Raw genomic sequence first — 13,376 nt, forward strand, 5'->3', positions numbered from 1 at the left:
AAGTGAGGAAAACGAATATCAGTGTCTAATTCACTCGTAGCTAAATTAGAATTGATAGAACCCTTAATATTTTATATGAGATTTTAATTATGAGGAAGCACTCTAATCTCCACTTCAGTATTGCATTAAAACAATAGGGGACAGGCACTATTTTTTTAAGGCAATAATAATACCGCTAGTGGAGAAATACGATGTTAACGGGTAAATAGGGCCGCTCTATTATATCGCAATTGAAGAAATACTATGATCAAGGGCAAATAGGGCCGCTCTATTGTACCGCTATTGGAGAAATACTATGTTCAAAGGCTAATAGAACCGCGCAATTGGACACTAACGAAGAAATACTAAGTTCAACCAGGTCTATATGACTGATATTGCAATAATTGTAAAATCAACAAGGTTTTCAAAAACGGCCTATTTATTAAACCTTTATCCTTTAAAGCTGTAATTTTTTATCTTAGCAGGCGCCAGGCCTCCTTTTTTGAAAGAAGAAGCAGATGTCTGACAAGGTTTCTGTTTTTTTATTTTTGGATCTTACACAATAATGGGAGTTAAGCTACTATGGCTTAACTCCCATTTCATTTTATATAAAGGGATGACTGTAATATCATAAATTATGACAGGAAAGATTTTTGTTCTTCTAGAAATACTATAGGAAGCATGCCAAGCGTTTGTGGCTTTCCTTTTATGCTGCTTTCTTTTGTTTTTGGTCTAAAAGATGACTAAAGAAAGTGAGCAGACTTGCACAGACTGCAACTATCCCGCCAACCCATGTTACATTCATTAAATTTCCTTGATGGTATACAATTCCGCCTAATGCAGAACCAAAAGCGATACCTACATTACTTGCCACTGGCATAAGTGAAGCAGCGAGTCCTGTTGCTTTTGGCTGATAAATTCCGGCAAGGTCAATTAAATAAAGCTGGGTAGATGTTGTTAAGAGGATGGCCATTAACGACATCAAGCCAATGTTTACCAGTCCTAAAATAAAATGATTTGTAGTCCAAAATAAGCTTGTCAGAACAACTGCCTGCACGAGAAAAACAAACCGAAGGCGACCGATTGCATTGTGGCTGGCAATTTTACCGGCGAGGATGTTGCTGAAAATCGAGATAAATCCGTAACCAAATAAGATTAAACTAATTGAATGATTGGGTACTCCCATTCCCTTCAAGATAGGAACAAGGTACGTAAAGACAGCATAAGTTGCGCCAAATCCGAGAGCGGGAATGAAAAAAGCCATCAAAATTCTAGGCTTGGTCAATAAAGAAAACTGGTCCCGTATTGAACTGCGTATTTGGCTGAGTTTATTAGGCAAGACGAAAAAGGATGCCAAAAACGCCAATCCACCTAGGAAAGTTGTTAACATGAAAGTGGCATTCCAGCCGTACCATTCGGAGATGACAACACCAATTGGCACTCCAACAACATTTGCAAGTGTGAAACCACCGAAAACGAATGAAATAGCAAGTCCGCGTTTTTTAATCGGCATGGTTTCACTTGCAACAATCATGGCGAGAGAGATTAATACTCCTGTTACAATCGCCGTCATAATCCGAAATGCAAGGAGCATGATGTAGTTCGTCGAAATGACGCACAAAGCATTTAGGACGATGAAAGATCCTATCAAAAACAACATCCATTTCCGCTTTGGAAAATGACTTGTTACTGACATCACTAGTGGTGTGGCGATGGCAAACGTAATTGCAAACGCAGAAACGAGTGTGCCTGCTTTTGCATTTGTCATATGAAGGCTCGAGGAAATATCGGTTAAAATTCCGACAATAACAAATTCGCTTGTCCCGAGAACAAATGTTAATAAAGAAAGTGTTAAGATGAGCAACCAATGTCGCTTGGATAATTTTGTGGGGTGCATAAATACCTCTTTTCTTAGATGAATGTGAATGTGTCACGTAGTAGATACACAACCTAAACATCATACCATAAAATATTTCTGCGAGAAAAACCCCTTCTTATCAAATAGAGGTAAACAGGATCGACAAGGCGGCAGAGGTAGCAGAAAATTATTTAAGAAATCACACTTCTGTTATAGTTGGTGCCTGAGCCCCATTGCAGTAATACGTTAATATGTTGGGGGTCAGGCACCTATTTTCATGGATATAAATAGCTTCTTAATATAAAAAACCAGTCTCGGGTGGGCGTTATTTAATATTTTAATGGGGCGAAATATTTACGTGCTTGGTAATATTTTTTTGATAGAAAACCTAACCACTGCTTCAACCTCAACAATTCTTAAGAATTATGTAAGGCACATTTTCTTATTGCAGTTGTTATATATATTCTCTACTTATTTATTATATTTTAAAGGCTACTTTGATAAAGTGGTTGGTCAATAAAAGAAAGAATAATAAAAATTTCAAACTAAGTATAAAATTTACATTCAATTAATAAAAAAATTGTATTATAGAATAATCACCAATCAATTTTAACGACTGACAAAATTAGAAATAGGCGACACCTTGGGGGTGATTGGAGTGTTTAGAAAAAGGAAAGAGCAGATAGTTAATAAAAAATGGTTAAATAAAGCGGTTGACAAGGAAGGTATTTTTGTTTCGAATCCGTTACTGGAAGAGAAATTAATGATGATTCAATTGTCAACGGAGGAGTTACATGCAGTTGCATGTATGAAGCCTTTGGTAGAGGTCCATATTGACACGTTGGTAAGTGAGTTTTATGACATTATTTTGAAAGTAAAAGAATTAGAGCAAATAATTGAAGAGCATAGCAGCGTGGAAAGGTTAAGGAAAACCCTAAACGCGCACATTATCGAACTTTTTGAAGGCACTATGGATGAAAACTTTATCGAGAAACGCCTTCGAGTAGCAAAAGTTCACTACCGCATTGGATTAAAGCCTTCATGGTATATGGGAGCTTTTCAGAACCTCCAATACGCTTTGTTTCATGTCATGATCGACAATATCAAAGACACCAGTGAATTCAGAACGATTTGGGGAGCTATGACTAAACTTTTAAGCCTGGAACAACAGTTAGTGTTAGAAGCTTATAATCAAGAAAAGGATGAAAAAATCAAAGCCACATTTAGAGATGGCCAGAAGGATTTGCAGCAAAGTGTGATGGAAGTAAGTGAAGGTCTTGTTGCAGTTTCTGAACAAACAACAGCTTCCGTGGAATCCCTGATTTCCAATAGCCATGAAGTAAGCCATTTAGTCGAAAGCAGTTACAAACAGGCAAAGATGGTTTTACAACAAGTACAAGATGGACAAGAGACTCTAATCAGCCTTTTAAACAGCATGAAGCAAGTCGAGCTAGATACACAAGTTATGAGAGAAACGGTACAGCAGTTGGAGGACTCATCTAAAAACATCCACGCAATTGTGGGAATTGTCCATTCGATTGCTGACCAGACTAACCTATTAGCCTTAAACTCTGCTATCGAGGCTGCAAGAGCAGGAGAGCATGGCAAAGGGTTTGCGGTGGTATCCCAAGAAGTGAAAAAATTAGCTGAGAAGACGAAGAACTCCATTGGGAATATTCAACAATTGGTGATGTCTTCCCAAACATTTACAAGTGAAGTTATTCATATGTTAGCCCGAGTAGAAGCGACGGTTCAAATGGGTTCAAAAGCATCACAAAGAACTAACACTTCGTTCCAATTCATTCGTATGTCGATTGAGGAAAATGAGAAGAATCTAAAGAATATGGATGAAAGAGTAGTAGAGTTAGTGAACGTTATTGAAGAAATTGAGGAGGCAACCACTGATATCGCCACATCAGCAGAGCATCTAAGTCGATCTGCAAAGAATAGTTAAATCCTTATATTTGAAGGCTGAATCTGGAATCGGAAAGCGATAGGGTGAAAATAAAGATTAAGAGCGCAAAAACAATGAACTGCACCCTAAATTTTAGACACAGTCTAAAGTTTGGAGGTGTTTTTCTTTTGGCAAAATATACCTCGCTACTTGTGTGACCGTATATTTATTAAACATTGTGGACAAGTTACCGTAGTTATATACAAATATAATTAGATTTGTGTACATAAATTTAGCACCTTAAGGAAAGGTCTCATTTTAGCCCCCTAAAAATAGTTATCTAAAAATAATTAGAGATTGTGAAAATTTGATCCTAAAGTAACGGAGCAGAATATTTAGGGGCGCCCGAACCTCGCTTTGGGTGCATTTCCTGTAATTAAAGTCACTAGACAGGTTATTTTTATAAGGGGAGAAATACTTTATAATAAATAATTAGAAATAATGCAAAAGAGGGACTACTATGGAGATTGAAAAATTCTTTAAGGAAATACCTATTCTTGAAACAGAACGCCTTTTATTTAGAAAGATAGAATTGGATGAGTTAGATGATTTATTTGAGATTTTCTCTGACCCAGAAATAACACATTCTATGACTTGGGAAGTCAATAAGACGAAGGAGGACACCATAAATTAAATTTATAAAAGTTATTACTGAACGGCATGAAAAAGGTCAATCTGTTGATTGGGCAATTGTACATAAAGAGAGCAAGAAAGTTATTGGGAATTGTGCTTTTATTGGTTGGTCTAATAAACATAGTAAAGCAGAATTTGGATACGTTTTGAATAAAGCGTATTGGGGAAAAGGGTTTGCAACTGAAGCTCTTAATGAATTAATTCGATTCGGGTTTGACGTGATTCATTTAAATCGAATCGAGGGTGTCTGTGACATTGATAATGTTGGCTCAGAGAAAGTAATGCTTAAGGCTGGTATGAAGTATGAAGGTACTTTGAGAAAGAATGTATTCATAAAAGGCGAATTCCGTGACAATAAGATTTTTGCGATGTTAAAAGAAGATTATTCGTAGTCAGAGTGTTAGCCCTGATAGGCAAGTTTATTTCTTTTATTCATTAAAAGATACAGAAAAAGATTTTAGTGGTAGATATGCAATTTATTATGTTGAAACAAAAGAAATGGTAGCGGATGGAATTTGAATTAAAGGGCGCTTTTCTGAAATAAGGAAAGCGTCTTTATTCATGAAAAGGGCCATATAATGGAATAAGACTTTAAACGAAACTAGATATTTATGTGAGATTTTGAAGAAATCTAAAGGAGCAGTTTAGTTTATGTACATTTCTTCACAAAGTTAAAAAAGGAATTTTCTCTAATTTTTTACAACAGTATAACGTTGATTCGGGAATATTGAACTTCGCTACCTGCTAATTGAATGCTACTTCATCTGGAGACCTTTAAATTAAAATGTTTCCTTTCTTCTGACAGACTTATAAAATTTCGAAAATAATCAATTCAATCATCTTTTCGTATAGAAAAACTTATTAAGAAGCATGCACTAAAAAAAATATATATCATATATAGGTGATATCCCGTTTGATTGCTTGAGGAGGATATTATGAAACCTATGTTACCTAGTGAAAAATATTTCGGTAATTTAGAACTAGTTTATGCATTTTATGGGGCTATGCCTACAGGTGTTACTGTTTCAGAGACCGGTCGTATTTTCATTTGCTTTCCGAAATGGGGAGACGATGTTAAATTTACGGTGGCGGAAATTGTTGAGGATAAATTGCAGCCTTATCCTAACTTACAAACCAATTTGGTTAACCCTAAGAATATCAACAAGACTTTCATCAGTGTCCAAAGTGTAGTTGCTGATGGAAGGGGAACGCTTTGGATATTAGATACAGCAGCACCCAATTTTTCTGAACCTATTAAAGGGGGGGCAAAATTAGTCGCTGTTGATTTAGAAACCAATACAATAAGAAAAGTATATACCTTTACAGAAGATGTTGTCCTGTCTACAACTTATCTAAATGATGTCCGTTTTGATTTTCGTGTTGGAAAAGCAGGTTATGCCTATATAACGGATTCTTCTTCAAGAGGACCAGGAGCTATTATCGTCGTAGATTTATCAAATGGAAACGCGTTTAGACGGTTAAATGGGGCAAATTCAACTTCACCCGATCCATATTTTTTACCGAAAGTAGAAGGTCAAATTTTAATGAATCGAAACAAAGACGGTTCAACTTCTCCATTTAGATTGGCGTCTGATAGTCTTGCGATTTCTCCCGATGGAAAGATATTATTTTTTGCTCCACTAACCAGTCGTCATTTGTTCTCAATCTCAACAGAAGCCCTGAGAGACAGAACGATACCGGATATGGATTTACCTTATCATGTGGAGTATTGGGGAGAAAAAGGTGCGTCTGATGGAATGATCACCGATGCAAAGGGAACTGTATATGCTGGAGATTATGAAAACAACAGTATCCGTAAGATATTGCCAAATGGCATAATGGAAACTATCGCACATGATCCGAGAATTTTGTGGCCAGATACTTTTTCTATTGGTCCGGATCAATATTTGTATGTCATTGTGAACCAATTACATCGACAGCCTAGATTTCATTATGGAAAAGACTTACGACAGAAACCTTATAGTTTACTTCGTATCAAAATTGATGAATTTCCTGCTCCGACCTTTTCATAATAAAAATAGTCAATTAATTGTTTTCATTATATAGTTTAAAACAAACACGAGTAAGCAAGAAGTATTAACTTTATTTACTTCTGCCAAATAAACTCAAAATGGTTTAATAGGAACAGTTTATTTGGTGAGTGTTAAACTGTTCCTGGGAATTTTTTATAATGTCGGTAAGTTCAATGCTGTATTGATATTAATTAAATCCAAACTGATCTGTTCGTTTGTATCCCAAGCATGGTACCATCCTCTTTCTACCATATATGCGGATATTTGTTCATGCATATCAAGAGCTTCAACTAAATGGCGAGTGAGCATTTCTTTAATTTCCGGTGTTCCTGCCTCTGTAACTGCCATGGCGTAATTTCTAATTCCACTTTTAGCTGAAATGAGTAGATCCATTGCAACCACTTGATCCGATAGTGCATCCATGCCAGTTAAAGTTTCAATGATTGGATTCATGTTCATTCATCTCCTAATTTACTGCTTAGCGTTTGTAAGGATAGAAGCATATTCTTGTAATTGTCTCGTAGTTACATCAATGTCTTGCTGCATAATATCTTTTAATAGCTGATCTGTAACTAACGCTTTCATCGTTTTGGATTTAGTTAAACAAGTGGTCTTAAATGCAGCCATCTCATGGACCTCAAGAACTTCATGTAAGGCGTAGTTCATTTTTTATACCTCCTTTCTTCAAGGTTTCAACACGACTTTTATACAATCATCCATTTTTGTGTCAAAAATCTCATAGCCACGCTTTGCTTCACTAAGTGGAAGTACATGACTTACGACATCTCCTGGATCAATTTTTCCGGTCGAAACTAATTCAAACATATATGGCATATAATGAATCACAGGTGCTTGTCCAGTGCGTATATTGACGTTTCGGTTCATAATATCACCCATTGGGAATCCATTATATCTTCCACCATAAACGCCTGTGACCTGGATGTTTCCGCCTTTTCGAACTGCCTGTGAAGCGATGATAAACGCGCTAAACGATCCCCCTTGAAGTTTCATTCCGCTAGCAAGGAACTCCATATCAGTCATTTTACCGTCCATACCAACTGCATCGATGACAACATCAGCGCCGCCCTTCGTCATTTCTTTCAAATGCATTCCCACATTTTCAAAGTGTTCGAAATTTACAATTTCAACTTTGTTGGTACGTTTGGCGTGTTGCAAACGATAGTCTACATAATCTACGGCAATGACACGCTTTGCTCCTTTTAGCCAACAGAATTTTTGAGCAAAAAGACCAACCGGACCACAGCCAAGAACAATAACTGTATCTCCATCCTTTACGCCTGCATTGTCAACACTCCAAAAACCAGTAGTCATCGCATCGGCAATAACTGCTAACTTTTCATCTGGTTCTTCACAAGTCTCTGGAATTTTGAAATGAGTAAAGTTGGCAAATGGCACTCTTAAATATTCAGCTTGCCCACCTGGATAGCCACCCGTCGTACCAGAATATCCGAAATAGGCACCCATATCACCATTATCATTAGAATTATCACATTGGCTTTCCAAATGGTTTTTACAAAAATAGCATTCACCGCATGCAATATTAAAGGGGATAATTACTCGATCTCCCTTTTTTAGTTTAGTCACACCTGGACCAACTTCTTCGACGATTCCCATTGGTTCATGACCAATAACATAGTTTTCTTGCAGGTTAGGAATCATGCCATGAATTAAATGTAAATCAGACCCACATATAGCTGTACTCGTTACTTTAATAATCATATCATCTGGTTTTTCAATCTTTGGATCTGGAACTTCTTTGACTACAATATTTTTAATACCTTGATACGTTACTGCCTTCATGCTATACAGCCTCCAGTGTTAGTGATCATCAGGTGTCCGGTCAAACATACCTTTTCTATTGGTCTCAACAGGGAATAGATTCATTTTGCCAATCATCAATGTATTGTTGGCAGAGAGTTGATCTAGTTTATACTGTTCACTTAGTTCGTATGGATGGAACCATTTTTTATTAATCATAAGTTCTGTAATTTCTTGGTGCATGGCAATACCTTGCATTAAATGGTTTCGTAAGAGCGTTCTAACATCAGGTGATGCTGACTCCGTTAATGCGACCGCAATATTGCGAACACCATCCTTGGCACGAAGAAGTAAATCCATCGCAAATGTCGTATCTGCTAGCTCAGGTACGTGTAGCGCGTTTATAGGGTCTAAATAGTCCTGGTTCAATGAATTTGCCTCCTTTTCAATTTACTATTGGTGTTGGACGGTTTTGAGGAACTGGAGCTTCAAAAGGTGCGCGTTGATAAACTGCCTGTAATTCTCCAAGCGCTTGCATGGATTGTTCAACATCTTTTTGCATTAATGCTCTCAAATCATCATCAAATACAAGTCCTTGCATTAGTTTTGATTTCGCTAAGCAAAGGGTTTTAAAATTAATCACTTCATGTAAATCCAATGATTCATGATCGGCTAGTTTTTGATTATCCATTTCTAATTAACCTCCTTATTCGATCTTACAATCAATAGTATTAACGAATAAGGAGGACTTTAATGTTTTTTAAAAATTGGTAAATTATCTTAAATAGTTAGTATATTCATAAAGTGGGGGAAATCCATTTATTGTGATTGGCTGAGGCTGATTGCTGCGGCGTTCTTTTTTTGTAGCTAAAAAAATATTCAACCTGAAATTATAGAAGCCAGGTTTATTAACTATCTTTTTTTTGTGTCTACATGACAGGGTCAGATCATCTTGATAAAGGTTTATTATATTCAAAAATGAATAATTCGATAAAGTGGTGTATACATACTTCTATGAACAAAATTTTCTAAAATGAATTAACTAATTTAGTTTTTTATATTCTTTATCATTAATCATTTTTTTGTTTTGTAATTCAATTTCTGCCAAGCCCCCGTATGTTAAATGATGATACCTAATTTCTTATGAAGTTAACTTAATAATTGATAATTGTTCCTTCTCGAATGTTCTGATAAAAAAAACAGATAATATTTATAAACGTTTCAAGGAGATGAACCAAATGAGTTACCGTAATTATCTAGATGTTTTGGGCTTAAGTATTCGTGCTCGTCATCATATTAAAAAAGAAAACCATAACCCTTTCAAAAATCCTATAATTCATAAACGAATAGATGGTCTGGAGATTGTACCAATTGATAGGACTAGATTGTGGGGAAAATAATTATCCCTTAAAAACATTTCAAGCATCCCCACAAATCAATATCAGTGTTATTCCATAATCGGGCACTTTTCTGAAATAAGGAAAGCGTCTATCTTCATGAAAAGGGCCATTTAATTGAATAAGACTTCCAAATAAAGCAGTTGAAGAAGGGATAGTAATGTGTGTATTTTTTGTGCCTTTCTTAGAATTCATGGGGGGATTTATCACCCCCATTTCACTTAGATTATTTTTATCGATCCGTTCTTAATCTGACACTTGTGATGATTAATAGCAAAGTGTTCATTATTTGGGTTAGGATGTCTAGGATATTTATTTTTGATAAGAATCTTTTTTGATTGAGAAGTTTCAAATACAAAAATATCGTTCTTATAATTCTTCTCAATCATGTTTAATAACTTAGCTGTTTCCATATCATAATAACAAGCCTTATCATTTGAATCTCCACTGCATTGACCATAACCAAGAAACAAATGTGTAGTTGATTCAAGCGATTTCTTAATTTCTAGTCTATTTGCATCCATTGCAGTACGATATTCTGATGGTGTTAAATTATGAATTAAAAGATAAATCTTGGGTGACGTAGGTTCATAAAAAGGGTAAAGGTTATAAAACCTTATCCAATGGATATCAGGGATGTTTTTATGAATGTATTTGGTAACAAAGTTAATGGTATCATCGGAGTTAACGCTATCAGCAGTACTTGGATTCATAAGGATACAGGAAGCAACGCATCTCTTTAAAGGAATTCTTAAAGAAGTTCTAATTTCAACTTTACTATTAAGAGGATTCTTATTTGTCTTTATCCCTTTTATTCTAACTAGTTTGGAGTCATAACTTCTTTTCGCCAAAGTGTCACCTACTTTTTTGATAATATCACAAATAATAATATCATATTGGAATTGGGGGAGATGAAGTGAAGTGATTCTATCGAAAAATAAAAAGCCCCGTTCTTAATCCATTGATTTACTAGATAATATGGATAACTATGAATTTTAATGGTGTGATTGTTCAATAAGAGCAGTCGCTTCTTGTGATAACGGTGTAGTTTAGGTAAAGAAGGATAGAGCATTTTTATGTATATATATTTATGAATTACCAGCGGGAAAATATCATATTTATTTAATTTGTTATTTTATTATTGTACAATTAAATTATGTTATTAACTGGTTTTCGTTCGATTCGAATTCTCCCGACCTCTGGAAAATTAACTTCATTTATGAGTAACAATGGATGGTTTGTTGGTGCGTTATATGGAGGACTTGTTTCTTCTACAGTGGCAAACTTACTGAATTTAATTTCTAATATGGAGTTGGTGTTTACAATGATTAATATTAGTGTAGTGGTAGTTGCCTTGGCGCTTTGCGGGGAGCCTGGTGGCCAGTATCTATAAGCCAAGTGCTTTAGAAAGGATACAGCACCAAATTAAATTAATGTTAGTTTGATTTATGCTGTATCCTTTCGCTAGTCAACTACACAAGCTGGAGCAATTTAAGGGCCCGAATTGCTCTGGTAGTTAGTTTAGTGACTGTTATTTTCAATTGCTTTATTTTATATAAGCAGACGCTCTTCATTTTAGAAGGGCTTTTTTATTATGTTCCATATTTCCCACCATTCCAGAATCTTATTTGTTCAACTAAACCAGCTAATAGAAGTTCATTTGTAATTCAGTTAACGGGCGCTTTTCTAAAATAAAGGAACAGCGCTTATTTTCATTATAGGGCCATATTGTTGGGGAAACTCGCCTGTACGGTGTGAAGTGGGGGAAAAGCTGGCGATAACTTCAAAAGCTTACCTATCACTATAGTAACATCTATATATAGGTTAAAGTTTAGTTTATGAAGTTTTTACTTAAAGTATCGAGACAGGTTATTTGAATAACAATTTGTGAAGAATATCGAGTAAATTTAAATTCAAAAGAGGATAATAATCAAATGAAGAGTCCGAGTTACTTTAAAAAGGAAAAGGGGAGCAGAATAAAAATTTCTTCTCCCCTTTTACCAGTTATAAATTAACTAACAATCTTCTGCCTTATAATGATGTAATGGAGGTGGAACTAGCCATCCTTTTTCTTTATTTAGACGAAGAACTTTAACTCCAAGTGCTGCCTTTTGAATATGAAACTGTCCAAACATCATTCCGATATCTTCTCGAATTGATTGCCCCATTATTGTACTGCACGCTACTAATCCTGCAGCAATGCTCATTGAAAGAGCAGCTGCTATTTCAGGATCTGCAAAACGTGCTCCAACTGGAATATCCTCTAAACAAGCTTTAGGTCTATCTGGAGGTGTTGGCGGTAATCCAACTCCATTCGCTTTTAATAAAGTTTCAATCTGTTTGATTTCTTGTTGTCCTCCTTGAATGGCTTCCTCAAGCAATTTATGTAAATCTTCATCACCTGCATGGTTTAGGTGAGTTTGATAACCTGCAATTGCCCCTTTAGCCGTTAAAAGAAATGACCATGTGCTAAATACTTCCCCATAATGCATAGGTTCATCTGCTGGATTTCCACTTAAAATTCCCATTGTAATCCTCCTAATCAAATTCATATTTTGTGCCTCCTTTCGCCAAAGCACATATTTTATCATTCTCCATTCGCAGCTTATTAATTCATTATTTTGTGGCTTCGAAATAACGCAGTATCATTTGTCTAACTGTTTATTATAAAGTTTGATCAGGAATCCTGTTTTAAAATGTATCATTTTCCTTAACTGCAATTAGGCCATTTAATTGAATAGCAATTTAAGGAAAATCGGATATGTATCTTAGAGTTTAGAAGAGATTGTGAAGTTTTGTACTTAAAGTAACGGGGCAGTTTAGTTGTGCGACTTCTTTAAAGAAAATTAGTTCGCTATTCAAAATTTAAGTAGTTTGAATTTATATATCTTGCCTAAGTTAAAAAAGACTAAATAATAGCATTTATAGTGTAGTGTAATATTTGTATTCGTAAAAAGGAGGTTTTTATTTTTGAATATTTTAATTTTAGGTGCAACTGGACGAGTTGGAAGTCAAATAGTGACCTATGCCCTGCATGACAGACATCAAGTTACTGTATTAGTTCGCACTCCAAAGAAGTTTCAAATAAATAATGAAAATTTAACCATTATTCAAGGAAATGTATTAAATAAAGATGATATAGTACGTGCAATGCATGGGATTGATGTAGTTATTAGTGCACTGAATACTGATGGCACAACCACTCTATCAGAAAGTATGCCACTTATTATCGAAGCAATGGAAAAAGAAGGTATGAAACGAATAATAACAATAGGAACTGCGGGTATTCTGCAAAGTAGAACCACGCCAAATTCTCTGCGTTATCAATCAAGTGAATCAAAGCAGAAGTCAACCCGTGCAGCGAAAGAACATCATAAGGTGTATGATCTGCTTAAACAATCAACACTTGAATGGACCATTGTATGTCCAACGTATTTACCTGATGGAGAAAGATTAGGTGAATACCGTGTGGAACGTGATTTTTTGCCAGTGGATGGAGTTAAAATAAATGTATCGGATACAGCAGAATTTACATATAAGCAGATTGAAAGTAACAATTATATAAAATCACGTGTGGGAATCGCCTACTAATTATATTCTCTTACATTATTACTTGCTGTCACAAGGTAAAATTTATTGTTTGTGAAAAAATGTACTTAAACTAAAGAGTGCTAGAGTTCAAGAAGAGGGATGGCTGCGGGCAATCCCTGTCTTCTTGTGCTAACGGTCAGGATAGTTCAACT

Annotated in this window: 15 protein-coding genes; 7 read left to right on the forward strand and 8 right to left on the reverse strand. The window is 35.5% G+C overall.

Features of this window, described 5'->3' with window-relative positions; all coding sequences use genetic code 11:
- Window positions 1–685 precede the first annotated feature (685 nt).
- Window positions 686–1,876: an MFS transporter gene (locus BGM26_RS03960; RefSeq protein ID WP_217038437.1), complete on the reverse strand. Its 1,191-nt coding sequence runs from the start codon at window positions 1,874–1,876 to the stop codon at window positions 686–688.
- Window positions 1,877–2,495: 619 nt separating this feature from the next.
- On the opposite strand from BGM26_RS03960, the gene BGM26_RS03965 reads away from it, so the two are divergent.
- The 4 genes from BGM26_RS03965 (at window position 2,496) to BGM26_RS03975 (ending at window position 6,457) form a co-directional block, all read left to right on the forward strand.
- Window positions 2,496–3,791 (forward strand): protoglobin domain-containing protein, encoded by a 1,296-nt coding sequence (locus BGM26_RS03965; protein WP_217038438.1) that lies wholly within the window; start codon window positions 2,496–2,498, stop codon window positions 3,789–3,791.
- A gap of 460 nt (window positions 3,792–4,251) precedes the next feature.
- A complete protein-coding gene (locus BGM26_RS21355; protein WP_254118980.1) occupies window positions 4,252–4,425 on the forward strand; it encodes a GNAT family N-acetyltransferase in 174 nt (57 codons plus the stop codon).
- A gap of 55 nt (window positions 4,426–4,480) precedes the next feature.
- Entirely contained in the window at window positions 4,481–4,816 is a 336-nt protein-coding gene (locus BGM26_RS21360) for a GNAT family N-acetyltransferase (protein WP_367949319.1), read from the forward strand.
- A 543-nt stretch (window positions 4,817–5,359) separates the two neighbouring features.
- Window positions 5,360–6,457 carry an L-dopachrome tautomerase-related protein gene (locus tag BGM26_RS03975; protein WP_217038439.1) on the forward strand — a complete coding sequence of 366 codons (1,098 nt, stop codon included), beginning with the start codon at window positions 5,360–5,362 and terminating at the stop codon, window positions 6,455–6,457.
- Window positions 6,458–6,610: 153 nt separating this feature from the next.
- Here the strand turns inward: BGM26_RS03975 and BGM26_RS03980 are convergent, their stop codons facing one another.
- Genes BGM26_RS03980 through BGM26_RS04000 form a run of 5 tightly spaced genes read right to left on the reverse strand, consistent with a single transcriptional unit; the run spans window position 6,611 to window position 8,927 of the window.
- Window positions 6,611–6,910: a spore coat protein gene (locus BGM26_RS03980; RefSeq protein WP_217038440.1), complete on the reverse strand. Its 300-nt coding sequence runs from the start codon at window positions 6,908–6,910 to the stop codon at window positions 6,611–6,613.
- A gap of 18 nt (window positions 6,911–6,928) precedes the next feature.
- Entirely contained in the window at window positions 6,929–7,123 is a 195-nt protein-coding gene (locus BGM26_RS03985) for a hypothetical protein (RefSeq protein WP_217038441.1), read from the reverse strand.
- Between the two features lie 18 nt (window positions 7,124–7,141).
- Window positions 7,142–8,278, reverse strand: coding sequence for a zinc-dependent alcohol dehydrogenase (locus BGM26_RS03990; protein ID WP_217038442.1), 1,137 nt, complete (start codon window positions 8,276–8,278; stop codon window positions 7,142–7,144).
- Between the two features lie 18 nt (window positions 8,279–8,296).
- On the reverse strand, window positions 8,297–8,665 hold the full coding sequence (locus BGM26_RS03995; protein WP_217038443.1) for a spore coat protein: 369 nt from the start codon (window positions 8,663–8,665) through the stop codon (window positions 8,297–8,299).
- A gap of 16 nt (window positions 8,666–8,681) precedes the next feature.
- Window positions 8,682–8,927, reverse strand: coding sequence for a spore gernimation protein GerQ (locus BGM26_RS04000; protein ID WP_217038444.1), 246 nt, complete (start codon window positions 8,925–8,927; stop codon window positions 8,682–8,684).
- 547 nt (window positions 8,928–9,474) lie between these two features.
- Between BGM26_RS04000 and BGM26_RS04005 the strand changes: the two genes are divergently transcribed.
- On the forward strand, window positions 9,475–9,636 hold the full coding sequence (locus tag BGM26_RS04005) for a hypothetical protein (RefSeq protein WP_217038445.1): 162 nt from the start codon (window positions 9,475–9,477) through the stop codon (window positions 9,634–9,636).
- Between the two features lie 218 nt (window positions 9,637–9,854).
- Here the strand turns inward: BGM26_RS04005 and BGM26_RS04010 are convergent, their stop codons facing one another.
- Window positions 9,855–10,484 (reverse strand): DUF1643 domain-containing protein, encoded by a 630-nt coding sequence (locus tag BGM26_RS04010; RefSeq protein ID WP_217038446.1) that lies wholly within the window; start codon window positions 10,482–10,484, stop codon window positions 9,855–9,857.
- A gap of 368 nt (window positions 10,485–10,852) precedes the next feature.
- On the opposite strand from BGM26_RS04010, the gene BGM26_RS04015 reads away from it, so the two are divergent.
- The gene (locus BGM26_RS04015) at window positions 10,853–11,026 is read left to right on the forward strand and encodes a hypothetical protein (protein WP_217038447.1); all 174 of its coding nucleotides are present in this window, start codon (window positions 10,853–10,855) and stop codon (window positions 11,024–11,026) included.
- 622 nt (window positions 11,027–11,648) lie between these two features.
- On the opposite strand, the gene BGM26_RS04020 is transcribed toward BGM26_RS04015, so the two are convergent.
- A complete protein-coding gene (locus BGM26_RS04020; protein ID WP_217040637.1) occupies window positions 11,649–12,161 on the reverse strand; it encodes a DUF3231 family protein in 513 nt (170 codons plus the stop codon).
- Between the two features lie 442 nt (window positions 12,162–12,603).
- Here BGM26_RS04020 and BGM26_RS04025 point away from each other — a divergent pair, with 442 nt between their 5' ends.
- Window positions 12,604–13,224 carry an NAD(P)-dependent oxidoreductase gene (locus BGM26_RS04025; RefSeq protein ID WP_217038448.1) on the forward strand — a complete coding sequence of 207 codons (621 nt, stop codon included), beginning with the start codon at window positions 12,604–12,606 and terminating at the stop codon, window positions 13,222–13,224.
- The last annotated feature ends 152 nt before the right edge of the window (window positions 13,225–13,376 follow it).

It is taken from the genome of Bacillus sp. FJAT-29790 (genome assembly GCF_019039215.1).
In the GTDB taxonomy this organism is placed as follows: domain Bacteria; phylum Bacillota; class Bacilli; order Bacillales; family Cytobacillaceae; genus Cytobacillus.